Origin of the sequence: Microlunatus phosphovorus NM-1, assembly GCF_000270245.1 — a bacterium.
GTDB lineage: Bacteria > Actinomycetota > Actinomycetes > Propionibacteriales > Propionibacteriaceae > Microlunatus > Microlunatus phosphovorus.
This window is the reverse complement of record NC_015635.1, coordinates 184,235-209,775: the sequence shown is the minus strand read 5'-3', so window position 1 is coordinate 209,775 and position 25,541 is coordinate 184,235. Positions and strand designations below refer to the sequence as shown.

Below are 25,541 nucleotides of genomic sequence, written 5' to 3'. Positions count from 1 at the left end.
ACGGCCTCCGTCACCGCGCCACCGTATGCCGCGGGTTCCCGCCGGAGCAATCACGGCTGGCGTGGGGCAAGATTCTCCTTCTCCGGCAGTGCGAGTCTCAGAGAGGCACCGACATGACTGTGTCTGATGGTCGCACCTCGTGACCAGCCGGCTCGATGCGCCGGCAGCCGGCGCCGACCTGCTGTTCGCCGGTGACATCTACTGCGATCTCGTCTTTGCGGGCGTGGAGGCACCCGAGGTCGGCGCGGAGGTGTTCGCCTCCGGCTTCGCGCTCAGCCCCGGTGGCGTCGCCAATCGGGCGGTTGCCGCGGCACGCGCTGGGGCCTCGGCGCTGGTGCTCTCCTGGCTCGGCGACGACCCGCTGGGTCGCGAGCTGCGGGTCCTGCTGGAGGCGGAGCCACGCCTGAACACCTCGTGGGTCGAACAACGGCCCGGGTGGCAAACCCCGGTAAGCGTGTCATTGACGTCGGCCCACAACCGGAGCTTCATCACCTATGCCCGAGACCTGGCGCCACTGGAGTTGCCAACCGATCCGGGCCCGATCGGCGCCGTCCACGTCAGCGTCGCCGAGGAACTGCCGAGGTGGGTGGCCGAGCTCCGGGAGGCGGGCACGATCGTGGTCGGCGGGGTCGGATGGGACTCGACCGGGGTCTGGTGCTCCAGCGTGCTGGACCGGCTCAGCCAGGTAGACGTGTTCGTACCCAATGACGCCGAGGCCATGCGCTACACGAGGACATCATCGGCACGGGACGCCGCCGAACGGCTCGCCGAGTACGTGCCGCTGGCCGTCGTCACCCGCGGTAGCGGCGGGGTGGTCGCGGTCGACTCGTCGACCGAACTGGTCGTGGACCTGCCGGCCGTACCTGTCGAAGTCATCGATCCGACCGGCGCCGGCGACGTCTTCGTCGCGACCTTCATGGCAGCACGGGTGCATGAGAACTGGGATCTGGCCACCCAGCTGCGTTTTGCCGGGCTGAACGCCTCACTGTCGGTGACGGGGCTGGGCGGCGCCGTCAGCGCTCCCAGCCGAGTGGACCTGCTCACCTTCGTCGCCGACCGCAGGCCCGACGGCGACTGGTCCTTCCTCGGCGGCTGACGTCATCGAAATGAGCAGCACTCGATCAGGTCACACACCACTGGCGCTGGCCAGGCGGCCGGTTCCGTGCGCTCAGCTATGCGCCCGATCTCGTCAAGGACCCTCTGCCCGTGTCGACCGCCAGGGACCAACCGTGAATCACCGGCGCCCCCGGTGGGCTGTCCTCGCAGCCATGCTCGTCCTGGGTTCTCTCGCCGCTTGCTCGAGTCCGACGACACCGATGCCGGATGAGACCTTCGCACCCGACCCGCAGGCCCGTACGCACTGGGAGTTGCGACACCGGATCGTCGAGACACCGGGGATCGAGGTCACCAGTCAATGGATCGACGACGAGACGGAGGGCACTGGTGTCGCCCTGGTGAGCGCCACCACTCAGCGGCGCGAGGAGTGCTTCGTTTCGGTTGGCGAACCAGGCGCAGACGGCCCGGAGAACATGGTCGGCGAGAAGATCGAGACGACCTTCGACGGATATCCCGCGGTACGCAACGGCGCGGGCGCCGAGGGCGACTATCTGATGTGGCAGCTGACTGACAAGTCCTGGGTCCGAGTCAGCTGCTCCGACGAAGGAACACCGAAGTCGATCGACCGGGTGGCCGCCGCTGTGGAGTTCACCCCTACGACCATCCGCGTGCCGGTCGATCTCGAACTCCCAGCTGGCACGCGGCCCTCGAGCATCAGCGTCGACCTGGCAAAACCAGCTGCCCGACTCCATCTTGATGCCCCGCGCACCAGTGATCGCGGCGACCTCACGATCTGGATGCCGGGCGAAGACCAGACCGAGCAACCTCCTGGGAAACCGACCACCAGCGCCGGACGGCCGGGCGTCATCAACGACAGCAAGATCAGCCCGGCGATCTGGCTACACGAGCAGGGCAACTGGATCTACGTCGGCGCCTCGACCAGCGACACCGGGCCCTACCCGGACCGTTCCTCAGAGATGCCCACCGTCCGGACGCTCGCCGAGTCACTCACCTTCGCCCGCAAGCTGTCCGACCCGACCACCTGGTTCTCGGCCGAGGACGTCTTCGGCTGACGGTCAGCGGATTCCGTGCTGATGCAGGAATTCGACGCTGCCCCGGACCGCTTCCAGCATGTCGCCGGGCACGTAGTCGAACTCGATCACGGCGAACTCGGTGGACGGCGCGGCAGCCAGGAAGTCGAGCAGCGGCAGCTCACCTTGACCGGCCGACCGCTGGTCCAGGGTCGATTTGTCATACGCGGGCGCACCGACGACGAACGGGTTCTCGCCGACCACGCCGTCCTTCACGTGCAGCGCCTTGACCTTGTCACCGAGGCGACCGAGCAGTGCGAGGACGTCGATCTTGGCGGTGGCGGCCCAGAACAGGTCGACCTCGAGCATGATCTCCTCGTCGAGCAACGAGGCGAAGTAGTCGTAGCCGTTCACACCGTCGATGTCGGCGGCGAACTCCTGTGCATGGTTGTGATAGCCGACCTTCAGCCCGTGCTCGGCGGCTTCCTTGGCTGCCGCATTGAGCCGGTTGGCCGTCTCCTCGATCGCCTCCCGGGTGAGCCAGCGCTCCAAGGCGACGAATGGGTCGATCACATACTCCAGACCCAAGGTCTTCGCCGCAGCGAAGACGTCCGCGTGGGTAGGTGCCGGCACCATCCCATCGGGGGAACGGACCTCATCGGAGAGCAGCGGTGCGTGACCGGTCTTGGCCTGCAGCCCGTGCTTGGCGAACGCCTCGGCAAGCTGCTCGGCTCGGTCCACGAAGGCGAACGCCTCCACCTGCCGGATGCCCATGGCCGCGAGCTGGGCCAGGGTGCCGTCCACGTCGGACTCGAGCAGGTTGTTGACCGTGTAAAGCTGAATCGAGAGCTGCGGTTGGGCCATTGCGGAGTGACGCCTTTCGATGGGTTGAGGGCTTCCTAGCACGCTACCAGCGAAGCCGACAGATGTGTCGGGTTTGTGTGCGGGGTCTCAGCCCACCTGATCGAGGAACTCGAGTATGCGCACATTGAGCAGCGCGGCAGCCTCCGCGTCGTACGACGGCAGCGAGCGATCCTCGAACAGATGCCCGTCACCGGGGTAGAGAAAGAGCTCGGCGTCCGGCACCGTTGCCACGATCTCTCGGGCAGCGTCGAGGTCGCCCTCGCCGGCGAAGAACGCGTCGGCCTCCATCCCATGGATCTGCACCGGCACACCATCCGGCCACGGCCCGAATGCCCACTCGCCGGTGAGGGGTATGCAGCACTCCAGCAGCACCGCTGCCGCAGCACCAGGACGCGTCTGGGCCAGTCGCTGCGCCTGCATGCCGCCGGCGGAGATGCCGCAGTAGACCAAGCGGGCCGACAGCCCGGCGACTGCGGCATCGGCCAGCGCATCCTGGTCCGGTCCATCGGGCCCGTGCGCGAACGCCGCACCCGCCTCGATGGTGTCGAACACGCGCCCGCCGTACAGATCTGGCGTGTGGACGACGTGACCCGCCGTACGCCAGTCCTCGGCCAGCGCTCGCACACCAGAAGTGAGCCCGCAGACGTGATGGAACAAGACGATCTCTGCCATCGGGCCCTGCCCTTCGGTTGACTGTGCGGAACAGGTCCGACTCTAGGCGCGTGCACTGACAACAGTGGTGTGCGTCAGGAAGGTGGCGGGGTCCGCTGACAATGAGGGCCTGACGTATGTCCTTCCTTGTGGTGAGGCACACCGGTCTGCTGACAGAAACGTGCTCCGACCAGTCCGCTGACACCCACCTCACACCAGTCAGGTCACGAGCCGGGGCTGATAAATCACGTCGTAGGCGGTGAAACACGGGCAGCAGGTCCTCGGCTGCGTCGAAGCAGCCAGATTAGTCGCCACTCGATGAAGCCGGAGTTGCACTTCCACCATCGAGTGGCGAGTATCGGCTGTTTCACCTGCAGCAGACCGGAGTCGCCGCCGATACCGGCCCCGAAGCGGACCGGCCCGGATGGGTGTGCTGGGTCGGATCGAGCAGCCGGGCGATCTGAGCGCGAGTCAGATGCGTGGCCACGGCGGGATCATCGGCGAGCGCATCGGCGATGCTGGTTCATGACGGGCGGCGACCGTGCAGATACAGCCGACGGGTCGGCGCCTCGTGCGGCAGCGGACTGCGGATGTACCACTCGATGTCCACCAGCCCGGCTGCCTCGGCAGCCGCGATGATCACCTCCGGATCGTGCAGCACGAAGCCGAGCTCGGTCGGCTCGCCGAACAGCTCACCCGGGTGCAACACCTCGTCGCCCACATGGCTGGCCAGTGCGAGATAGCCTCCTCGGCACAGCACCTTTGCCAAGGAGACCACAGCCTTCGAGATCTCGGACTGCGCCAACTGCACGAAGACATACCAGCCGGTCACCAGACCCCAACCCGGATCACGCGGATCGCTCCCTCGCGGCATCGGCGGCACCATGAACGTGCCCTGGACGAAGGGAACATCCGGATGCAACTCGCGGGCCTGCTCGAGCATCCCCGCGGACAGATCTAGACCGGTCACCTCCATGTCCAGCTCGGCCAGATAGCCCGCCACCTGGCCCGGACCACATCCCACGTCAAGCCCCTGACCAGGGGCGTTGCCGGCCAGCTCGGCCAGCAGCCAGCGGTCGAAGGGCTTGCCTGACAGGTCGTCGCCGAGCTCGATCGCGTACGCCTCAGCCAGCCGGTCGTACTCGGCGGCAACCGTACGATCTCGCGCCAGCGGTCCAGCAGCAAGCAGACCCTCTCGATCGACGACCGTCGCCGGCGCAGCCGCCTCCGCGACCTGCGCCGCGCCGAGCAGATGGATCCATCGGCGGTCGTGCTGCCCGGCCTGTCGCTCCAGCTCATGCACCAAGGGCGGATCCATGGCCGCCAGCGCGCGCAACGAGCCCTCGACCGCTTCCCGATCGGCAAAGGGATGGAGTCGCTCGGTACGCGGCCGCAACTCGCCGGCAGTCTGCGCGCCGCGCAGCATCAAGACCGAGACCAAGGCCGCTGCCGGCGCGTCGAGTCCAAGCTGCTCCTCCAAGCGTTGGTGATATTTGACGACTCGCAACCCGGTCGGCTTCACGAACCGGACCAGCTCGCGATCCCGCAGCCGGTTGAGTGCATCCAGGATCGTGGCCTCGTCGTAGGCCACTACCGGATCGCGGCTGGTGGACTGATTGCAGGCCGTCCGCAAGCCGTTCAGCGAGAGGGGATACGAGTCCGGCACCGTCCGCTGCTTCTCCAGCAGCGCACCGAGCACTCGCTGTTCGACCGGATCCAGCACGGGAAGATCGGGCACGGGCCCAGCCTGCCATGAATGACGGCGACCGACCCAGGGGCCGAACTCAGGATGCTTCGGCCGCCGGCTTCTCCAGCGCCGTTCGCAGGTCAGCGACGCTCGATCCGCACTCAGCGAGCGCGGATCGAAGGACCGACTCGGCCGGCGAGCCCGTCGAACGCAGCACACCCAGGAGCAACATCGCGCTGTCGATCCGGTTCACGTGCAGCCGGATGGCCTCCCGCAGCGCCAACTCGAGCACCTTCTTCGCATCTGGGGAGAAGGGGAGGTGTCCGGATCGCCGACGTCCGCCGGCCTGGTCCAACGCTCCTTCGCCGAACACCGCATCCGCGCGTGCCCGGACGGCGTCGAGATCGATCCCGACCGATGCCAACGCTCCGGCATCGAGCCCGCCTTGCGCCACCTCGTTGCGCAGCCGTTCCGCGAACGCGGCAACGGCGATCCCGACCGACTCCAAGCCATTCCGGGCCGGTCCCCTGCTCTCCACCAGGCAGAGCAGCACATGCCGGGCGTCGACCGACCGTGCGCCCACCTCGCGGGCCACCTCTTGTGCCAGCACCACCACATCCCGCGCCTCGCGGGTGAACCTCTCGAACATCAGATCCTCCTGCCGTACTTCTTGTGCACCGCTTGCTTGGTCACACCGAGCGCATCGGCAACCTCCTGCCAGGACCAGCCGAGCCCCCGGGCCCGCTCCACCTGCAGGTACTCCAGCCGGTCGGCCAGCTCCCGCACCGCGCGGACCGCGCGGAGTCCCTCGTGCGGGTCGTCTCCCGCCGCCAACAGCCACGTGTCAGACATGTCGTCAACCTACGTTGACGGGCTCCGAAAGTCAACTCAGGTTGACGTCAAGTTCGGGTGCCCACCCGACAGACAGGCGGATCAAGGGACCGACGTACGTCGACAGGTGCGTAGATGTAGCTTCGCGGCCGGCGAAACCACATCCACGCACCACTCGATGGGTCTTGGGGATCTATCAGGGGCTCCAGCAGGACTAACCTTCGAGGTACCGACGCGCATGCGGCATAGGGGCATTGAGACGGTGCACGACCTTGATCTCGGAGGCAGTCAGATGACGACGAGCAGCACACCAGACCTGATGCCGGCAGCCTTCCTCGGGCACGGCAATCCGATGAACGCCCTGGCCGACAACCGCTACACCCGCGCCTGGCATGCGCTCGGCCGAGCAGTCCCCCGACCGCGGGCGATCCTGGTGATCTCTGCGCACTGGTACATCAACGCCACGGCCGTCACCGCGATGCCCAGGCCCCGCACCATCCATGACTTCTACGGCTTCCCGCAGCCGCTGTTCGACGTGCAGTACCCGGCGCCAGGTATGCCCTCCTTGGTCGAGGAGATCAGTGACGCAGTTCATCCGACCTGGCTCGGCGCCGACGTCGACTCCTGGGGCATCGATCACGGCACCTGGTCGGTGCTCATGCACGCCTTTCCAGACGCAGACATCCCGGTCATGCAGCTGAGCATCAACGCCGATAAGCCGCTCGACTACCACCTGGACCTGGGCGCGCGGCTGGCGTCGCTACGGGAGCGCGGCGTGCTGATCATCGGCAGCGGCAACGTCGTGCACAACCTTCGCGGAATGACCGCGAGCATGCCCGACGGCGGCTTCGGCTGGGCCCAGCGGTTCAACGAGCAGGTCAAGTCGGTGATGGCCGACCAGCCGACCGAGACCGCAGCGCTGGACGCACATCGCGATTTCCGGAGTGCGGTGCCGACGCCCGATCACTACATCCCGTTGCTCTATCTGGCTGGTCTGGCCGGAGCAGCGGGACGCGGCACGGACGTATTGGTGGACGGCTACGCGTACGGGTCCTTGTCGATGACCGCCTACACCCTCGATCTCAGCTGTCCAGGCGCCGATACGGGAGCGGGATCAGCCGCCGCCCTGCCAGTCGGGGTACCCCCGGATGGGACGAACATCTGACCACTGACCGTCGGGAATTCGCCCCAAACCAGCCCGACATCCGAAGCAGAGTCAGCGACCGGCGTACAGGTCACAGACCATGCGTCGCAGCGCCGCGGCGCCGGCAGGTGGTGCGTCCCGCCACCAGGCCAGCCAGACGACGATCGGCGGGGCATCGATGATCGGCCGATAGCGCACGCCCGGCCGCGGGAACTGGTCGGCCGTCGCCTGCGAGGTCACGCCGATCACCTCCCCGGCCGCGATCAGGGTCAGCCATTCCTCGATGCCGTGGATCTCACGGAACTCGGTCGGCTGCGCGCCCTCCGGCCACAGCCCACCGGAGGTCGACGAGGTAACCCGGTCGATGGCGATCGGTCGGGTCGCCAGTTCGGCCAACGACAGCCGTCGACGCCGAGCAAAGGGGTCATCGGCAGCGACCGCGACGACCCGGTCTTCCATCCCGACGGACGAGGTCTCGAACCGGTGATCGTCGAGCGGTCGTCGGACGACTGCGATGTCAACCTCACCCTCCACCAGGCCCGCCGTCGACGTGCCGGATTGGACGAAGACCAGGCTCCCGCTCGGATGCTCGGTTTGCCAGCGTCGCTGCAGCGGCGTCGTCAGCCGACCGAGCACGGACCAGGAGAACCCGATCCGCAGCTCCGCCACCGACGAGTCACCCAGCCCTTCGATGACGGCGATCTCGGCCAGCACCCGGTGCGCATGCTCGCTCACCCTGCGTCCGACGGCGGTCGGCATCGCCCCCCGACTGGTACGCAGCAGCAGCCGGCAGCCCAGCGAGCGCTCCAGGTCGGCGACCGCGCGGGACACCGAGGCTTGCGAGGTGCGCAAGGCGATCGCCGCGTCGGTGAAGGTGCCCTGGTCGACGACGGCAGCCAAGGCGCGGAGTTGGCGGAGGTCGACAGACATACGCCTACCGTATGACAGATACACCGGTTGCATTTCGCGTATCCGTCGTCCTTGTCGCACAGTGACGATGTGAGCAGCACCAGCCCCGACCTTGAGGTGGCCTCGGACAACCGGACCAAGGAGGCCACCGCCACGACAAGCCGTCCGAGCAGCGGCCCGGACCGTCCCGGCGCCAAGCTCCGCGGGATCCTTGCGATCCTGACCAGCGCAACCAGTGCGCAGACCGGTGCCGCCATCGGCGCCCACGCCTTCCCTGCCATGGGACCGATCGGTGTCGTCGCCGTACGCCAAGTCGTCGCAGCGGCCGTTCTGCTGCCGGCCGCCCGGCCCAAGCTGCACCGACTCGGCTGGCAGCAGTGGTGGCCGTGCCTGGTGCTGGGTGGGGTGTTCCTCACCATGAACCTCGCCGTCTACTCCGCGATCGACCGGATCGGGCTCGGCCTCGCGGTGACCTTGGAGTTCCTCGGTCCGTTGACGATCGCCTTGCTGAGCTCCCGCGGTGTTCGAGAGATCGGTCTCGCCGCGCTGGCCGGCATCGGGGTCTACGTCTTGATCCTGCCGGGCCCGGCCAGCGACCTGATCGGGATCGGTCTCGGTCTGCTCGGCGGCGCCGGGTGGGCCGCCTACATTCTCACGAACTCCCTGGCCGGCCGTCGGTTGAGCGGGCTACAGGCGCCGGCGGTCGGCAGCCTGATCTCGGCCACCATGGCGATACCGATACTGGTCTGGCTGGCCGTCGACGGTCGGCTCTGGGGCCAGCCGCTGCTGCTGGCGGCCACGGCCGGCGTGTTGTCGTCAGCCATCCCGTACGCGGCCGATCTGACCGCCCTGCGCTACGTGCCCAAGCGCTTCTTCGCCGTTTTCACGAGCGTGCACCCCGTGATCGCGGCCCTCGCCGGAGTGGTCGTGCTGGGCCAACTGCTGTCGGTCCACGAGTGGCTCGGAATCGCGATCGTGGTGATCGCCAATGTGCTCGCGACACTGCGTACCCGCTGAAGGGCCGAACTTTTATCGAGCTTGCCTCACCACGTGTCGGTAGCTCGACAGAACCCTGTGGATGGGCGCGCGGAGGGCGAGAGCAGGGTGGAAGGGCCGAGGGCGAGCGGGCAGGAGGTCAGCCCAGCGAGCTGAGATCGTCGGGCACATCGACGGCGAACTGCTGCAGGATCTCCAGCGGCACCACCTCCAGAACCCGCCGATTGGTCGCGGCGAGCACCACCGGCGCCGCGCGCCCGGCGCTGTAGGACTGCAGCCAGCGCTCCAGCATCACGCACCAACGCTCCCCGGGCTGCAGCCCCGGAAAGCCGTACGCAGGCATCGCACTGCTCAAGTCGTTGCCGACGGAGCGCTGGTGGGCCAAGAAATCGGTGGTGACGACGACGCAGATCAGATGCCGTGCCTCGGCGGGACCGCAGGTGCAATGGCCATCGCGATAGAAACCGGTGACCGGGTCGATGCCGCACAGCTCCAGTGGGCCACCCAACACGTTCAGCTCGGGCTCCACCGGTCGGCCCTCAGTCGAGCTCGACGACCGACAGGTCGACCAGGATCTCGGTGGCTAGCTCTTCCAGTGCCTCGCGTACCCCGTCCAACGAGACGTCATTGGCCACGGTGACGACCGCGGTGGCCTCGAACAGCAGACCACCGGCCATCGGCGCCTCCCTGGTCGAGGTCTGCAGGTCGGCGACCCCGAGGCCGTGCTCGGCGAGGATGCCGGAGACGGCCGCGACGATGCCGGGCCGATCATTGCCGAGCAGTTCGAGCCGCACCTGTCGCGACGGCGCCGACGCCGGCTGCTGAGCCGAATCCGAGCCGGCGGAGCGTACCGAGATGTCCAGCAGTCCATCGAGTGGGGTCAGGGCAGCGGTCAACTCGTCGGCTCGACGGTCCGGGACCGTCACCACGACGACGCCCGCGAAGGTCCCGGCCAGCTCCGCCAAATGGCTGCGCTCCCAGTTGCCACCGTGGCTGGACACGACGTCAGCAAGCGTCTTCACCAGGCCAACGCGATCCTCACCGACGACGGTGAGCACAAGGGTGGTCACCCTCGTGATGCTAGCCAGTCGCACCTCGAACGGCTGCACGACCCCACACCTTCCGCGCTGCTCGAGCCCCCTGGCTGGCCGGCCGCGATCTCAGTTCGTGGTCGTCATCGGCCGAGCAGGCATGCCTCCTGCTCATCGAACTCGGCGTGGGTGAGCACGCCCTGCTGCGGCAGCTCACCGAGCCGGGCCAGCTGCGCGAACTGCACGCTCACGTCGACCGGGGGCGGCTGGCTGAGCAGGGGTGGCCGGGCGAGCGGGCGAGGCGGCATCGACCGATGACGAGGCGCTGGCGGTTCGAGCGGCAGCCTGGTCTTGGGCAGCCCACCGTTGCTGTTGCCGACGTTGTGCGCGGCCTCGCACCGAACTTGCGACGGCGACCTTGGCAGCGCCTTCGATAGGCCCGTCGTCTCCCCTGATCGTGGCGTGTGATCGTGGGTCGAGCAGGGGAGTCGATGCCGATCAGTGCTCAGTCGCGTCCAAGGCGGCGACGATGTCAGTCGGGTCCAGGTCTGTGTCATCGAGCAGCTCCGAGGAGGCCTCGATCCATGCCCACAGTCCTCAGGCACGACCGATGCCGCCACGTCGATTCGCCGCGGCGTTCCGCCATCGTCGGTCACGAACTCGCGAACTCGGCGTGCTGACCGTGCCAGGCGGCGACCGGCGAGCGCTCCGCCAGTATGCCTGAAATCCCTCAGCGCACTACCCTGAGCCCCGTGGGGGATGACCTACGAGCCAGAGTGCCGAGTCGCCGTGCCACCCTGGCCGACGTCGCGACTCTCGCCGGTGTGTCTGCGGCCACCGCGTCACGCTCGCTCCGCGGCGTGTCGAAGGTCTCCGGTGACACTCGACAGCGGGTGCTGGATGCCGCCCGCGAACTCTCGTACGTGACGACGCTGGAAGCCGCGGGACGACGCACTGTCGGCGTCATCGTGCCCTTCATCACCCGCTGGTTCTTCAGCGTCGCGACAGCCAGCGCCATCGACCAGTTGCGCGCACACGGGTACGACGTTCTGCTCTACCACCTCGGCAGTCCGGACGCACGCGATGCCTTCTTCGGGCGAATGCCGCTCTCCGGACGCGTTGATGGAATCTTGTCACTGTCCATGCCGTTAACGGAGGACCACACCCTGGCGCTGCGTGCGTTGGGTCTTCCGCTGGTCAGCCTCGGATCGAGCATCCCCGGGTCACCGTCGGTGAGCATCGACGAGGGCAGGGCTGCGCGGTCTGCGGTAAGCCATCTTCTCAACCTGGGCCATAGGCGCATCGGGTTCATCGCCGGGGAGCCGGACGACCCGCGGTTTGACTTCACTCCTTCCCCGGGCCGGCAACATGGCTACCAGGAGGCGCTCCAAACCGCGGACATCGATGCCGACGACCAACTCATCGTCCGTGGTCAGCCCGGAATCCGCGGGGGAGTCTCCGCCATGGCCGAGTTGCTGAGTCGGCCACAGATGCCCACTGCGGTGTTCGCCGAGTTCGACGAACTCGCGATCGGCGCCATCATCGCCCTGAGACGGGCCGGTCTCCGGGTGCCGCAGGACATCTCAGTGATCAGCATCGACAACCACGAGATGGCCGAGTTCGCCGACCTCACCACGATCTCGCAGGATGTGAGCGAGCAGGGGCGAGTGGCTGCTCAGCTGCTTCTCCAACTGCTCGGGGTCGAGCCTGGTGTACCAGGCGGTCAGCCGTTGCTGCTCCCCACCAGTCTGATCCTGCGCGGCACGACGGCACCACCACGCTCAACCTGGTCTGAAGTCTCTCCGTAGGTCGGCGCGATCACCGGCCGATCCCCTCGCCAAGCCGATCCAGGGGTGCTTCGCACATCACACCACCAGCGGTCCACCGCACGGTGCCGGTGCCGGTGGCCAGATCGGCGCGCAGTTCGGCCACCGCGTCGCTCGTCCGCCACGCGGCCAAAAGCAGGCGCCCGCCTCCCGACACCGAGAACTGACCATCGAAGGCAGGATGAGTGTTGCGGAAGCGGATCAGGTGCACCAGCGCCTGGACCACTGGCCGCTGCAGTTCATCCTCGATATCAGCCGAGGCGTAGTAGTGCCGGTTGATATCCCGACCGACTCCGGTCCGCTCGAGCAGTGCAACATCGTTGCGACCAGCGAACAGGCCGACGTAGTAGATCTGCGGAACGCCTGGCGTCCAGAACTGGAGCGCCCGCGCCAGGAGATAGCGGTCGTCGTCAGCTCCGAGCGCGTCGTAGAAGGTGCAGTTGACCTGATAGAGATCGACGTTGGCGGCGGCGGACCCGGTCGCCTGCCGGGACGTACCACCTGAGTTGTCGTGCATGGTCTCGACCAGTTGGTCGATCTGCGCGGGAGTGAGAAGCCCGAGCCTGGATCGGTCCGCTGCGTCGGCGCCGACATCAATGACCCCTATCCCGTCATGAGTGTCGAGCACGGTCACCGCATTGAGCGGCCGAATCGCCATCCACGCAAGCAAAGGGTCGGCATCGGCAGCGGTGAGGGCGTGGAGGATCAGTGGCGGCAACGCGAAGTCGTAGACGCGGTCGACCTGCTTGGCGATCTCGACCTGCTGCTGATAGTAGGAGTGAACCTCGACCAGGACCTCCAACTCACGTTCGCGACACCACTGCGTGATCTCGCCGATGAACTCGAAGGTCTCGGGCGTCATGAACGAGGTCGACCCCGGCGTCTTCAGCGCATAGCCGACAGCGTCCAATCGGACCCGACGTACGCCGGCACCTTCCAGTCGGTCAAGCACCTTCTGCAGGTAGTCGCAGGTGATCGGCTCACGAACATCGATATCGATCTGATTGGCGGTGAACGTGGTCCAGACGAGGCGCTTGGTGCCATCGGCGAGGGTGTACGGACTGAACGGGAGACCGGGTCGCGGGCGGTAGAGACGCATCAAGGTCTCCTCCGTCGCACCGTTGGGAAACACACCGTCATAGGTCAAGAACATGCGTGCGAAGTCCGACGAACTGCCGTGCGCCAGCCAGTCGAGGAACGGTGGCGATGCAGCCGACACGTGATTGACGATCAGGTCGACCATGACCTCGTGTCCGTCTGCGATCGCGGCGATGTCGTGCCAGGTGCCGAGCCGGGGATCGACCTCACTGTGGTCGACAGGATCGAATCCTGCATCAGCCCCGTCGAAGGGCGGGAAGAACGGCAGCAGGTGCACGCCACTAAACAGACCTGCCAGCGGTCCGTCCAGTATCGCCTTCAGCCCTGGGAGACTCCCACCGAGCCGGTTGGCATAGGCAATCAACTCCATCTGATTCGACACGGCAGTCCCCTCGAACTCGGTCAATGCGGGTTACCCTCGGCTGTGATGACACAAGGGTCCAGCGGAGGGAAAGATTTTCATCGTGAGTCTGGCATCGGGTCCCGTGAGTTGACAAGATCGTGGCGCCGTCAGACCCGAACTTCCTTTACGATCAGGATCGATCTCTGTCGCCGACCCCCGACACCGGCCGATGCAAGAGACTTCTTCACCCCGATCAGATCTACAGAACGAGCGCTCGAACACTCACGGAGGACACCGTTTCAGAGTCGGCAACGGCTGCGCGAGGCGACCGCTTCGATCCGAGTATCCTGGCTCGAACGCACTTCACCACTGGACGCACTGGATCAACGGCCCAGTGCTCTGGTGTTCCACGACGGTGAGCACAACCGGTCCTTCCGGCACGACTCCGAAGGAACGCTGCCGGGTCGCACACCCTGGGTCACGCGGTCAGTAAGGATCTGCTGTCGTGGACCGAGCCACCGGTGGCGAATCGAGGAGCGGGCCCAGATGGCGTAGGTCCTGTCGGCGCCCTACGGCACCGGCACCTCCTCGGGAACCTCGAGCTCACTGCCGGTTGCCACCTCGGGGCGCACGATCAGCACGTCGCAACTGGCGCGCTTGGTGACCTCCATCGCGGTAGAGCCCAGCAGCCGGTCCGCAAGCGATCGATCGTGCAGTGAACCAAGCACGATCAGGTCAGCCGCCCGCTCCGCAGCGGTGCTCACCAACGCCCGAGCCGGCTCGCTGTCGACCAGGAGTGCGGCCGCCACCGTGGCTCCCTCATCGGCGGCCACCTGCATCGCGGCCTGCAAGGCCAAGCCTGCTGCCTCCCGACCGAGCACCTCGCCGATCCGGCTGTCCCCGCCTAGCGTCGCAACGTTCTTGGCCTCGTTGCGACGACTCAACCTGGAGTAGGCACACACGATCACCAGGTCGGCGTCATCGTGCTTCGCCAACCACGCTGCCCGGCCGACGGTCGGCGCGGTCAACGAGGATCCGTCGGCGCCAACGACGATCGTTCGGTAGTCCTTCATCGACATGATCAACGTCCTCTCAGTGACCGGCCATGGGCATCGCGCTGACGTCATCGACGTCTCGAACCATCCGGGGTTCCTTGATCCACAGCATCAGCACGCCAGCGATCGCCAAGAACACGGCCGCGAACCGGATTGCGTTGCTCGGGTTGCCGCCGAGCAGGTGCTCGAAGAGCCAACCGAAGGTGACCGACTGGATCAGCATCGGTACCACGATCATCATGTTGATGATGCCCATGTAGACCCCGAACCTGGTGGAGGGGATCATCCGCACGGCCATGATGTAGGGGACGCCCATGATGGATGCCCAGGCGATGCCGAGGCCGATCATCGGGATGAAGATCAGGTACTGGTTATCGAGCGAGGGAACGATCATCAGGCCGATCGCGGCTAGCAGCAGGCAGACGCAGTGCACCAACTTCGCTCCTCTCTTCTTGGCGAAGGCCACCAGCGCGAAGGCCACAGAGAAGGTGACGATGTTGTACCAGCCGTTGATCAGACCCGTCCAAGCAACGGCTTCCTCCTTGCCCTCTTGGGTCTGGGGAAAGAGCTCCTGCGCTACCGTCAGCGCGATGAACTGCCAGTAGCAGACCATCCCATACCACTGGAAGAAGTAGACCAGCGCGAGCTTCCGCAACTGGGTCGGCATATCCCTGATCGCCTCACCGATCTCCTTCACCGCCGGCCCGAAGCCACCCTTCTTGGCTCGCAGGGCCGCGAGCTCCTCGGCGCTCGGTGGGATCTCAGGCGTGCGCAGCACCGAGATGAGCACCGAGGTGATCGAGCAGACAGCACCCAGCATGAACGAGCCGAGAACCCAGTAGGGGATGCCTGCCGCGGTACCACCCTCGATGAACTTCTGGAAGACGAACAGCGACACGTTTGCCAGTGTGATGCCGAGACCGGTGAAGAACGACTGCGCCAGGAAGCCTTTGCCCAGCTGGGATGGCGGCAGTTTGTCAGCGATGAAGGCGCGGTAGGGCTCCATCGCGGTGTTATTGCTGGCGTCCAGCAGCCACAGCAGGATCACCGCCATCCACACCGCTGTCACGAACGGGAACAGGAACAGACACACACTGCAGCCGAGGGCACCGACGAGGAAGAACGGCTTTCGTCGGCCCCAGCGCGGACTCCACGTCCGGTCGGAGAGGGCACCGATCAGTGGCTGGATGAGGAGGCCGGTGATCGGTCCGGCCAGGTTCAGGATCGGCAGATCGTGCGGATTGGCGCCGAGGAACTCGTACACTGGGTTCACCGCGGTCTGCTGCATGCCGAAGCTGTATTGGATGCCGAAGAACCCCAGATTCATGATCAGGATCTGCGGCATGGACATCAGCGGCTTGGTCCGCACGATGCTGGTCTGTTGCACGGAACTCATCGCGTCGCCTCCCCACGGGTCCTGACCAGATAGTCCGCGAGCCTGGTCAACTCCTTCTCCCATGCCTCCCCGTGCCATCCCGCGACGTCCGGTTCGTAGGGTCCTTGGATGATCCGGAGAAGGGTCCCGTCTCGGCCCATCTTGGTGAACTCGACACGCAGCTCAAGCACGTTGCTCGGGTCGATCCCGGGGTCGCCTGTGATTCGCTCGCGGGAGACGAAGACGTCCGGCTCGAAGAACTCGCTGTAGACGCCGTCCGTGGTCACTCGCAAGCCGTCCGCGTCACGGATCTTCACGTGATGGTGTCGACCGCCCTGCTCCTGAACTCCCGAGACGGTCTCCAACTCGACGTGCCATCCCGGCGACCCACGCCACTGGGCCAACTCCTTCGGTTCCGTCCACGCCCGGAACACTCGCGCCCGGGGTGTGTCGAACTCTCGCTCCACCGTCACGATCACGTTCGCAGTCACGCATCCACCTCACTGGGGTCGAAACTCGATCACGTCCGCACGCCCGGCCATCGGTGACCGCGCCTTGCAGGAACGTGCAACATTTGCACTCGGAGTGTGCCACCGATCTGCCCGACTTGGCAATCACCCGACCGAGAATCTCTGATCACTATCTGTCATGGCCGCTTGTCCTGCCCGCGTAGATGGAGGAGACTCCAGTTCGGGATGAACGTTGCAAAGGGTTTTCATCAACGCGTAAGCCTCGCCGATGTCGCGGCCCGGGCGGGGGTCTCGGCGGCGACCGCCTCGCGGTCGCTGCGGGGCGGGGCCAAGGTATCCCCTGACACTCGGCGACGGGTACTCGTCGCCGCTCGCGAACTCGACTATGTCAGCGCCGTCGACACCGCCGAAAGTGGCGGCGGTCGCCAGCGCACGGTCGCGGTGATCGTGCCGTTCATCACCCGGTGGTTCTTCGCCACGGCGGCGGCCGCGGCTGTCGACTATCTGCGTGGCCACGGATACGATGTGCTGCTTTACCACCTCGGCGACCCGGATGTCCGGGATCGCTTCTTCCGCGAGATGCCACTGGCTGGCCGCGTTGTCGGCGCCATGTCCTTGTCCATGCCGTTGACCGATGAGCATACGCTGTCCCTACGCGCCCTCGATCTCCCGCTGGTCAGCATCGGATCGAGCATCCCCGGGTCACCGTCGGTCGGCATCGACGAGGTACGCACCGGCCGGGCCGCAGCCAACCATCTACTGAATCTCGGGCACACCCGGATCGGTCTCATCGCCGGGCGTCCCGACGATACCCGGTTCGACTTCACCACCTCGATGGGTCGCCGACTGGGATACGAAGAGGCGCTCGGCGCCGTCGGGCTCGCCTTGGATCCGCAGCACATCGTCGACGGTCCGCACGGCATCGACGGAGGCACCGAAGCGATGGCTGAGCTCTTGTCCCGCCCGACCCTGCCTACTGCGGTGCTCGCCGAGTTCGACGAACTGGCCATCGGCGCCCTGTGGGCGCTACGTCGGAGCGGATTACGGGCACCACAGGACGTATCGGTAATCGGCATCGACAACCACGAGTTGGCCGAGTTCGTCGACCTGACCACCATCGCCCAAGATGTCCACCGACAGGGTCGGATCGCGGCCCAGATGCTACTACAGCTCCTGGGTGCTGAGACCGGCTCGCCGAGCGACCACCCGGTGCTCCTGCCGACCCACCTGGTCCTGCGCACCTCCACCGCTCCCAGGCACCCCAGCCAGACCTGTACGACCCCCGAGAACGAGGCTCCAGGCCCCGGTGAATGAGGCCGCCGCCACTGGACGGACGAGCAGGCACGGCACGACTTGCGGATTCAACGGTACGGCTTCCACCGGAAGCGGACCTTCACCTGACCGTGGTCGCTGCTCCCGGTCGCACGATGATCGTCGTCGTTGAGGTGGTCGTTGTTGATGATCAGGCCGTCGAACAGCCACAACCGGCGCCGGCTGTTGTCATAGAACTGCTCGCTGACCAGGACATGGTCCAGCGACTCCCGCAGATCGTCGTAGACATGGCTGTAGTAGACGTCGCGGGTGTCGCGATACTCCTGCAGGGTCTGGGCCGCATAGAGGCCGTTGTCGGCGCCGCCTCGCGACTCACCGACCAAGTAGTGCGGCTGATCGGTGATGATGTTGATGGTGTTGCTGTGCTGCCCGTCGTTGAGGTCGCCGAACACCAGCACCGGGGTGTTGTTGGCCTTCATGACCTCGGTCAGCATGACCCGCAGCCCGGTCGCCTCGGCGGTCCGTCGAATGGTGGCCAGGGCAGCGCCGATCGCGGTCAGGTGCGGCTGGAACAAAGAAGGCTGCTCCTCGTACCAGCGCTCGTCATCGACCCGGGTCGGCAGCTTCGACTTCAGGTGAGCGACGAACACCTCGGTCAGCGGAGGATCGTCGCGCAGCGCCACCTGAAACCGGAGCACCGGCCGGGAGAAGCCGGGAATGCTGACGCTGATCGCTGGGGCCTGTGGATCGGTCCGGCTGCTCGACTCCAGCCGCACCGCGTCGGGGAAGCGGTCCACCCAGCGCGGAGTGCCGCGCAGCAGGCCGGTGCGGACCAACGCCGCGCAGACGATCCGCTGCCCGTTCGCCGGCGTGGCCAGCAGGTCGTACGCGTCGGTCAATCCGGCCCGGTCGAGCGCATCGGTCATCGCCTGCCGATGCCAGAGCTCCTGCAGACCGATGATGTCGGCATCCAGGCTGCGCAACTGCGCGGCCAGCCAGGTGATCTTGCGGTCGTACTCGTCCTGTGTCCACCGCTGCTGCCCGGGATTCATCCGCTTCCCGGGCAGCTGCAGGTTGTAGAGATTGACGGTCGCCGCAGTGAACCGGTCGAGATTCATCGCCACCCCCCCCGAACAGCCTGACTCACAACCAAGGAGCGCGCAGGAACGTAGACAGATACCGGGCCCGGTTGGCAGACGCCGGTTCCCGCGGGGGCCGAAGTTCGGGTCAGCTCAGGGTGCTGACCACGGCATCCGGCAGATCAGCGAGTACATCCCCGGCACGGCCCCGGACCAGTTCGGCGGCCTCATCCGTCGGCGCAGCCGCAGCCGCCGCCTCGGCCGCGCACCGGGCACGATAGGCCGCGATCTCGATTGCCCGACGCTGGTCGTCCCAGCCGAGCTCACCCGCGACCAGGTCAGCGATCTCCTCCAGCGCGGACAGTCCCTGGTCGGCGACCTCGTACGTGAGCCGGGTCCGCAGCGTCATGATGTCCTCCAGATGGAGGGCGCCTTCGTGGGTGACGCCGTAGACGATCTCGATCCGCAGGTACGCCTCCGCACCCGTGACCGGCTGGCCGAGATCGGGCCGGGCATCGACCTGGGCGAGCAGCTCGGGCAAGGCCGAGCCGTAGCGGTGCAGCAGGTGCGCCACCGTCGCCTCCGACCAGCCATACGACTGCCGGATCAGCGGAGCCTGCCGGGCATAGACGTGATAGCCGGCGGCACCGACCAGCGGAGTCTCGTCGGTGCCCGACGGCAACTGCTTGGCCCGTTCGGGACCGAGTGCGAAATCCACGGCATCCTCGGCCATCACCCGATAAGTGGTGAGCTTGCCCCCCGCGATCGAGACCAGCCCCGGCAGCACCTCGGTCACGGTGTGCTCCCTGGACACCTTGGTGGAGGCGGCGCCGTCGCCCTTCGTCTCAGGTTGCAGCAGCGGCCGGAGCCCGGCCCAGGTGCCGATCACGTCCTCTCTGCCCAGCGGCCGAGCCAGGATCGCATTGGCATGCTCGAGCACATAGTCGATGTCGGCGGCCGTGGCGACCGGGTGGGTCAGGTCGCCGTGATAGCCGGTGTCGGTCGTGCCGATCACCCAATACCGCGACCACGGAATGATGAACAGCACCGACTTCTCGGTCTGCAGGATGATGCCGGACTCACCATTGATCCGAGCCCCCGGCACCACGATGTGGATCCCCTTGGAAGCCAACACTCGCAGCCCCTGGTGAGTGCCGGCCCGGTCCTGGGTCTCCTCGGTCCAGACACCGGTCGCGCTGATCACGACCTGGGCGGAAATCCGATGCTCGGTGCCGCTCTCCAGATCGGTGACCCGGGCTCCGACCACCCGGCCGGTGTCGTCGCGACAGAACTCCGCCACTTCAGTCCGGCTGGCAGCCAACGCCCCGAAGGAGGTTGCGGTCCGGATCAGGTCGATCACCAACCGCGCGTCGTCGACCTGGCCGTCGTAATAGCGGATCGCGCCCCGACATACCCCTTCCTTAATGTCGGGGAAGATCTTGTGCAGCTTCTTCGCCGACACGTGCCGGTGCCTGGGGACCGCCCGGTTACGGGTGCCGATCGTGGCGAGTGCGTCGTAGAGGGCGATGCCGGCACCGACGTACGGCCGCTCGTACCAATGGTCCAGCGGATAGAGGAACGGGACCGCGCGGACCAGGTGTGGCGCCAGCCGATCGATCAGCCTCCCCCGCTCCCCCAACGCCTCGGTGACCAGCTTGAAATCCAGCATCTGCAGATAGCGCAGGCCGCCGTGGACCAGCTTGCTCGAACGACTCGAGGTGCCCGCACCCCAGTCCTGGGCGTCCACGACCCCCACCCGCAGGCCACGGGTCGCCGCATCCAACGCGATCCCGGCCCCGGTGACCCCGCCCCCGACAACCAGGATATCGAGGCCTCGCCCATCACTCATCGAGGTCAGTGCGTGCTGCCGAGTGCCGGCGGTGATGGCGGTCATGGGCGGAGCCTCTCGGGAGTGCAGGAGCGATTCTGAGCGACGCACCCGCAAGCTACGCGAGCCGATAGGACGGAGTCGTCGCCCGGAATCTAGCCTCCCATGTTGGAAAGTCAACATGCGTCATCGACCTTTCTACCGTTGGATACGATGAGAAGACGAGGAGGGGTGGGTGACTCACACACATGGCGTGCGGCTGAGCGGCGAAGAGCGGGCTGAGGCGATCCTGGCGGAGGTCCAGCGTTTCGGCTTCGCCTCGATCACAGCGCTGAGCGAATCCCTCGCAGTATCGGACATGACCATCAGACGTGACGTCCGTCGGCTCGCCGGAGACGGTGAGCTGCGACTGGTGCACGGCGGTGTCAGTCTTCCCCACGGCACGCTCCGGACGGCCACCTTCGCCGGCCGTGCCGACCAGGAGGCGAGCGCCAAACAGCTGATCGCCGAGGCTGCGGTCAGGCTGCTCACTTCGATCACCACGATCGTGGTCGACTCCGGCACCACCTGCTACGGCGTCGCATCGGCGCTGCCCCGGGACTTCCGCGGAACCGTGATCACCCATTCCATCCCAGTCCTGCAGCAGATGCTCGGGCATCAACAAGCCGTCGTCCTCGGCCTGGGCGGGGAGCTGTTGTCCGAGGGCCAGGTCCTGATCGGCCCGCGAACGACGGCGGCGGCGCTCGAGCTTTCGGTCGACGTGTTCTTCCTCGGCGCCAACAGCGTGGACGCCCGAGGGGTGTATCTGCGCGGAGATCGGGAGTACCCGATCAAATCGGCCTTCATCGAACGAGCCTCCCGCGTGGTGCTGCTGGCCGACGGCTCGAAGCTGACCCATACGGCGCCGGTCAAGCTGGCCAACCTCGACGTGCTGTCCGCGATCATCACCAACGGTCCGGTGCCGCCGGAATTGGCGGACCGGTGCGCCAGTCTTGGCGTCGAGATCATCAACGTCCAGCAGTCGACGGCCAGGAACCAAGACTGACCACTGGGTCCGCCACTGCACGAGAGACCCGCTGTGCCACGCTCGTAGCGGTCTGTTTGGCGCCGCCGGGCCACAGGCGACCCCGGGTCAGGCGTGATCCGCGAACGTTTCGCGCCCGCGGGCCACAGACAACCGAAAGCCCAGCGCACGCCCGTACCTTTGGCGCCGGCGGGCCACAGACGACCGCAGGTCAGGCGTAACCTGCGTACGTCTCGCGCCCGCGGGCCACAGACGACCGCGGGTCAGGCGTAACCTGCGTACGTCTCGCGCCCGCGGGCCACAGACAACCGAAAGCCGAACGCACGCCCGTACCTTTCGCGTCACCGGGCCACAGACGACCACCGGCCAGGCGTGATCCGCGAACGTTTCGCACCACCGGGCCACAGACAACCGAAAGCCGAACGCACGCCCGCAGCTTTGGCGCCTCCGAGCCACAGACGACCGCGGGTCAGGCGTGATCTGCGTACGTCTCGCGCCGGCGGGCCACAGACGACCACCGGTCAGGCGTGATCCGAGTACGTTTCGCACCACCGGGCCAGAGATGACCAGCACAACGCGCGCAACCACACCCGCGCAAACCCAGATACAGCCCCCAACCGCGGGGCACGGGCTCGCCAAACCGCGAATCAGGATTCGTCGGCGGTCGAACCGGACGGCTCCAGCTCGATGTCGCAGATCGCGGACTGGGTGGTGGTGAAGATCTTCACCGCACGCGTGGCACGCAGGTCGGGACCGAGCACCGTCAGGATCTGGTGACCGGGTGGGGGCAGGCGCAGCAGATAGCTGCCGTCCGCACCACTGGCCGTCGTCGCACGTACCTCGCCGGTCGTCGCGCTCAAAGTCAGCAACGCGCCCTGGACCGGTGCGCCGGCCTGGGTCACCGTCCCGGTCAGCAGCAGCGGCCCGCCGAGATGCACGATCATCGGCGTGTCCGGGTCCTGGAAGTCGGCTACCTGCGACTTCGGCGTCCAGGCGTCGGCATTGGCGATCAGCAGATAGCGGCCGCGTCCGGGGAGAGCGAGGGAGAATGCCCCGGCATTGTCGGCTCGGGCCCAGTCCAAGGGCTCGCCGGTCAACCGGACCGCGGTCACCACCGCCTGTGGATGAGGCTTGTCGTCGGGTCGCAGCACCCGGCCGCGGACCACGATCTCCGAACTCTCCCCCGCCTGCGCTACAGCGGCCTTCCTGGGTGCCGGGGCGGCTTCGACATCGGCCTCGAGCGGAGCGGCTGCATCTCGCGGCACCAGCCACACCAGAACACCGGCCGCCAGGCAGACCGCAAGACCGATCCAGCAGGTGATCGTGTACGCGAGTGGGCTGGTCACCTGAACGCCGTCGACCTCGTGCGTCACCCCGGCCAGGAGCGCGGCGATCACCGCACTGGCGGTGGACGTGCCCAGGGCCCGGAGCAGTGAGTTCAATCCGTTCGCGGAGGCCGTCTCGGTGATCGGCACGTTCGCCATGATCAGACTCGGCATCGCCGCGTACGCGATCGCGCAGCCGACCATGACGATCGTGGAGCCGGTCACCACCGCAAGCATCGAATGACCGAAGAAAGCCCACCCGAGATAGGCAGCGCCCATGATCGCGCACCCGGTGAGCAGGGTGATCCGGCCGCCCCAGCGGTTGATCATCCGGCCGGACACCGGCGAGAACACCACCATTGCCAAGCCGCCGGGCACCATCGCGAGCCCGGCACTGAGAGCGTCCAGACCGTAGCCGCCGGCCACCGGCGGCAACTGCAGCTGCTGGGCGGTGAGCAGGATGTTGGCCATCAGCGCGAACCCGACCAGCACCGAGGCCAGGTTGGTCAACAGCACCGGTCGCCGGGCCGAGGTGCGCAGGTCCACCAGCGGCTGACTGGCCCGCAGTGAGTAGGGGAACCACACCGCCAAGATCGCCACCGCGGCGACCAGCAGCGCGATGACGACCTCACCGTGCCACTGCGCCCCCTTGGAGATCACCAACAGCAGACAGGTCAGCGCCGCCGACAGCAGCAGCGCACCGACCAGGTCGAAGCGGCCACGGGTGCGTACCCCGGACTCCGGCACGATGCGGATCACCGCCACCAGGATCGCGATGCCGACCACCACCGACAGCCAGAACACTGCCGACCAGCCGAAATGGGAGAACAGCAGCCCACCGAGTGGCAGACCGAGCGCGCCGCCGATGCCGAGCGTGGCGCTCATCAGGGCGATCGCCGAGGACACCTTCTCCTTCGGCAACTGGTCGCGCATGATGCTGATGCCGACCGGGATCAAGGCGGAGGAGAAACCCTGCAGCGCCCGGCCGACGATCAGCAGGGCGAAGCTGCCCGAGCTCAGCGCCGCGATCAGCGAGCCAGCCGCCATCAACACGATGCAGACGATCATCATCAGCCGCTTGCCGTACATGTCGGCGAGCCGGGCGACGACCGGGGTGGCGACCGCCGACGTCAGCAAGGTGGCGGTGATCAGCCAGGAGACATCGTCGGTGGACAAAGACAGCAGCTCGGCGAAGCTGGGCAGCAGGGCGACCACCAGGGTCTGCTGCAGCGAGACCGTGGTGCCGGCGAGGCAGAGGACCGCCACCACCGCACCGGTCGGGCTCGACTTCCGGCCGGCGTCAGTGGGCATGGGCGCATCTTAGGGACGTTTATGGGCTCGTGCGCAGTGCGGGACCCGCTAGTTCCAAACTCGGGCCAGCGCGGTCCAATGTGCATTGCTCATCAATGAGTACGGCGTGACATTGACCGCGCTGATCCCGTTGCTGGTGGCGGCCGTGACCGCCTCGCCCAGCACGGCGGGTCCGAGCCGGCCGGGGGGCTCGGCCCCCGGTGCTCCGGTCCACAGGCCGACCGACATGATGAACCGTGACATGTCCAGGCCGGCGCCGTTCAAGGCACCGGTCAGGCGGGTGATCTCCGACGGAGCTCGGACCGAGCCCTTCGCCGTCGTCGAGCCGAGGTAGGCCCACACCTGGAGCAGGTCGGCCGACTCCAGCAGGATCGCGTAGTCCTGACCGCTGAACGGCCGCCCGGCAGCCGGGTTGGTCCAGTCCACCCGGACATCCATCACCAGCTTGATGTCGCGACCCTGACCGTTCCGCACGCCGTCCAACGCCGTCCGCATCCGACCCAGCAGATGTGCCAGCACCTGGGACCGCCAGATCCCGATGCTCGGGTCGAGCTGATTGATCGAGCCGTCCGGGCTACGCGGCCAGTCGGCCGCACCGGTCAGCTGCCGATAGAGCGCGAGATCGTCGGGACCGTAGGTGTAGAAGCTCAAGAACAGCTCGGTGATCTCGATCGCACTCGGGTCGTACCGTTCGCCCAACGCCGCGACGTAGGCCACCAGTCGGTCCCCCACCTCCCCGGAGTAGAGCTGCGACGCCGAGGCGGTGTACGGCCCTCGTTTGCCTTCGACCCCGATCCCGCCGACCGACGGATCGGACTTGATCCACTCCGGGATGAACGCGTCGACGATCAGGCTGACCTCACGCTGCGTCCCGTCGGCACCCACCCTCAGCTGCCGGGCGGCGACCGCGAGATGGTCGGTGCCGGGCTCGGCGGCCACCTCGGGATGCGCGGGCCAGTCGAAGGCGGTGAATTCGACCCGGCCGGCGTTCAGCGCGACAGCCGTGGCACCCACCTGGTCGAGATGGCGTCGCACCGCCGCCCAGTCGGTCTTCGGATCCACGACCATCCCGAAGTCGATGCTCAGGGAGCGCAACTGCTCGGGTGCCTGCGACGGCCGCAAGTCACTGGGCACCCGATTCGTGTACCAGCGTGCCCCGGCCGGCAACAGGACCACCACGATCGCGATGACGACGAACAACGCCATCATCGCGACGGCGATCCCGCGCCGCCGACGCGGAGCGCGCTCCGGTCCACGGCCACCCGGCCGGCCCCGATCGGGTTCGCCCGACGCAGGCCCACCGTCAGTAGGCGCCGCATCGTCCATCGACCTCTC

Annotated in this window: 24 protein-coding genes; 7 read left to right on the top strand and 17 right to left on the bottom strand. The window is 66.9% G+C overall.

The features are described 5' to 3' along the window. The first annotated feature begins 139 nt into the window (after positions 1-139). Together MLP_RS00970 and MLP_RS00965 are read left to right on the top strand one after the other, a co-directional pair. Positions 140-1,096 carry a carbohydrate kinase family protein gene (locus tag MLP_RS00970; RefSeq protein WP_013861109.1) on the top strand — a complete coding sequence of 319 codons (957 nt, stop codon included), beginning with the start codon at positions 140-142 and terminating at the stop codon, positions 1,094-1,096. Positions 1,097-1,316: 220 nt separating this feature from the next. Beyond that, a complete protein-coding gene (locus tag MLP_RS00965) occupies positions 1,317-2,129 on the top strand; it encodes a hypothetical protein (RefSeq protein WP_013861108.1) in 813 nt (270 codons plus the stop codon). Between the two features lie 3 nt (positions 2,130-2,132). On the opposite strand, the gene MLP_RS00960 is transcribed toward MLP_RS00965, so the two are convergent. The 5 genes from MLP_RS00960 to MLP_RS00940 all read right to left on the bottom strand — a co-directional run bounded on the left by MLP_RS00960 (position 2,133) and on the right by MLP_RS00940 (position 6,141). Next, on the bottom strand, positions 2,133-2,951 hold the full coding sequence (locus MLP_RS00960; protein ID WP_013861107.1) for a sugar phosphate isomerase/epimerase family protein: 819 nt from the start codon (positions 2,949-2,951) through the stop codon (positions 2,133-2,135). A gap of 87 nt (positions 2,952-3,038) precedes the next feature. Continuing rightward, on the bottom strand, positions 3,039-3,623 hold the full coding sequence (locus tag MLP_RS00955) for a dienelactone hydrolase family protein (RefSeq protein WP_013861106.1): 585 nt from the start codon (positions 3,621-3,623) through the stop codon (positions 3,039-3,041). 502 nt (positions 3,624-4,125) lie between these two features. Then, positions 4,126-5,340, bottom strand: coding sequence for a DUF480 domain-containing protein (locus MLP_RS00950; protein ID WP_049804417.1), 1,215 nt, complete (start codon positions 5,338-5,340; stop codon positions 4,126-4,128). Positions 5,341-5,386: 46 nt separating this feature from the next. Next, positions 5,387-5,938 (bottom strand): Clp protease N-terminal domain-containing protein, encoded by a 552-nt coding sequence (locus tag MLP_RS00945; RefSeq protein WP_013861104.1) that lies wholly within the window; start codon positions 5,936-5,938, stop codon positions 5,387-5,389. Beyond that, the gene (locus MLP_RS00940; RefSeq protein WP_013861103.1) at positions 5,938-6,141 is read right to left on the bottom strand and encodes a hypothetical protein; all 204 of its coding nucleotides are present in this window, start codon (positions 6,139-6,141) and stop codon (positions 5,938-5,940) included. The genes MLP_RS00945 and MLP_RS00940 overlap by 1 nt, the downstream gene beginning before the upstream one ends. A 271-nt stretch (positions 6,142-6,412) precedes the next feature. Here MLP_RS00940 and ygiD point away from each other — a divergent pair, with 271 nt between their 5' ends. Further along, positions 6,413-7,285: a 4,5-DOPA-extradiol-dioxygenase gene (gene ygiD, locus MLP_RS00935; protein WP_231851403.1), complete on the top strand. Its 873-nt coding sequence runs from the start codon at positions 6,413-6,415 to the stop codon at positions 7,283-7,285. Positions 7,286-7,336: 51 nt separating this feature from the next. Here the strand turns inward: ygiD and MLP_RS00930 are convergent, their stop codons facing one another. After that, the gene (locus tag MLP_RS00930; protein ID WP_013861101.1) at positions 7,337-8,194 is read right to left on the bottom strand and encodes a LysR family transcriptional regulator; all 858 of its coding nucleotides are present in this window, start codon (positions 8,192-8,194) and stop codon (positions 7,337-7,339) included. 69 nt (positions 8,195-8,263) lie between these two features. On the opposite strand from MLP_RS00930, the gene MLP_RS00925 reads away from it, so the two are divergent. Then, on the top strand, positions 8,264-9,190 hold the full coding sequence (locus MLP_RS00925; protein WP_197536485.1) for an EamA family transporter: 927 nt from the start codon (positions 8,264-8,266) through the stop codon (positions 9,188-9,190). 118 nt (positions 9,191-9,308) lie between these two features. Here MLP_RS00925 and MLP_RS00920 read toward each other — a convergent pair whose 3' ends face one another. From MLP_RS00920 to MLP_RS28445, 3 genes are all read right to left on the bottom strand, one after another. Further along, positions 9,309-9,698 (bottom strand): DUF2237 family protein, encoded by a 390-nt coding sequence (locus MLP_RS00920; protein ID WP_013861099.1) that lies wholly within the window; start codon positions 9,696-9,698, stop codon positions 9,309-9,311. A gap of 10 nt (positions 9,699-9,708) precedes the next feature. Further along, entirely contained in the window at positions 9,709-10,239 is a 531-nt protein-coding gene (locus MLP_RS00915; protein ID WP_041790795.1) for a glycine cleavage system protein R, read from the bottom strand. A 104-nt stretch (positions 10,240-10,343) separates the two neighbouring features. Continuing rightward, positions 10,344-10,508 carry a hypothetical protein gene (locus MLP_RS28445; RefSeq protein WP_013861097.1) on the bottom strand — a complete coding sequence of 55 codons (165 nt, stop codon included), beginning with the start codon at positions 10,506-10,508 and terminating at the stop codon, positions 10,344-10,346. 444 nt (positions 10,509-10,952) lie between these two features. Here MLP_RS28445 and MLP_RS00910 point away from each other — a divergent pair, with 444 nt between their 5' ends. Next, on the top strand, positions 10,953-12,008 hold the full coding sequence (locus MLP_RS00910) for a LacI family DNA-binding transcriptional regulator (protein WP_231851402.1): 1,056 nt from the start codon (positions 10,953-10,955) through the stop codon (positions 12,006-12,008). 10 nt (positions 12,009-12,018) lie between these two features. On the opposite strand, the gene gtfA is transcribed toward MLP_RS00910, so the two are convergent. The 4 genes from gtfA to MLP_RS00890 form a co-directional block, all read right to left on the bottom strand. After that, complete coding sequence (gene gtfA / locus MLP_RS00905) at positions 12,019-13,506, bottom strand: sucrose phosphorylase (RefSeq protein WP_041790792.1); 1,488 nt, start codon at positions 13,504-13,506, stop codon at positions 12,019-12,021. Between the two features lie 530 nt (positions 13,507-14,036). Next, the gene (locus MLP_RS00900) at positions 14,037-14,546 is read right to left on the bottom strand and encodes a universal stress protein (protein WP_013861092.1); all 510 of its coding nucleotides are present in this window, start codon (positions 14,544-14,546) and stop codon (positions 14,037-14,039) included. Between the two features lie 13 nt (positions 14,547-14,559). Continuing rightward, a complete protein-coding gene (locus MLP_RS00895; RefSeq protein ID WP_013861091.1) occupies positions 14,560-15,918 on the bottom strand; it encodes an MFS transporter in 1,359 nt (452 codons plus the stop codon). Then, positions 15,915-16,388, bottom strand: a complete 474-nt coding sequence (locus MLP_RS00890) for an SRPBCC family protein (protein ID WP_013861090.1) — start codon at positions 16,386-16,388, stop codon at positions 15,915-15,917. The genes MLP_RS00895 and MLP_RS00890 overlap by 4 nt, the downstream gene beginning before the upstream one ends. Before the next feature lie 204 nt (positions 16,389-16,592). On the opposite strand from MLP_RS00890, the gene MLP_RS00885 reads away from it, so the two are divergent. Beyond that, on the top strand, positions 16,593-17,681 hold the full coding sequence (locus MLP_RS00885; protein WP_013861089.1) for a LacI family DNA-binding transcriptional regulator: 1,089 nt from the start codon (positions 16,593-16,595) through the stop codon (positions 17,679-17,681). A 47-nt stretch (positions 17,682-17,728) separates the two neighbouring features. Here MLP_RS00885 and MLP_RS00880 read toward each other — a convergent pair whose 3' ends face one another. Continuing rightward, positions 17,729-18,757, bottom strand: coding sequence for an endonuclease/exonuclease/phosphatase family protein (locus MLP_RS00880; RefSeq protein WP_041789578.1), 1,029 nt, complete (start codon positions 18,755-18,757; stop codon positions 17,729-17,731). 109 nt (positions 18,758-18,866) lie between these two features. Continuing rightward, positions 18,867-20,612, bottom strand: a complete 1,746-nt coding sequence (locus tag MLP_RS00875) for a glycerol-3-phosphate dehydrogenase/oxidase (RefSeq protein WP_013861087.1) — start codon at positions 20,610-20,612, stop codon at positions 18,867-18,869. A gap of 169 nt (positions 20,613-20,781) precedes the next feature. Between MLP_RS00875 and MLP_RS00870 the strand changes: the two genes are divergently transcribed. Continuing rightward, on the top strand, positions 20,782-21,591 hold the full coding sequence (locus MLP_RS00870; RefSeq protein ID WP_013861086.1) for a DeoR/GlpR family DNA-binding transcription regulator: 810 nt from the start codon (positions 20,782-20,784) through the stop codon (positions 21,589-21,591). A gap of 626 nt (positions 21,592-22,217) precedes the next feature. Here the strand turns inward: MLP_RS00870 and MLP_RS00865 are convergent. Together MLP_RS00865 and MLP_RS00860 are read right to left on the bottom strand one after the other, a co-directional pair. Further along, the gene (locus MLP_RS00865; RefSeq protein ID WP_013861084.1) at positions 22,218-24,206 is read right to left on the bottom strand and encodes an MFS transporter; all 1,989 of its coding nucleotides are present in this window, start codon (positions 24,204-24,206) and stop codon (positions 22,218-22,220) included. 48 nt (positions 24,207-24,254) lie between these two features. Then, positions 24,255-25,532 carry a hypothetical protein gene (locus MLP_RS00860; RefSeq protein WP_013861083.1) on the bottom strand — a complete coding sequence of 426 codons (1,278 nt, stop codon included), beginning with the start codon at positions 25,530-25,532 and terminating at the stop codon, positions 24,255-24,257. Positions 25,533-25,541: the final 9 nt, after the last annotated feature.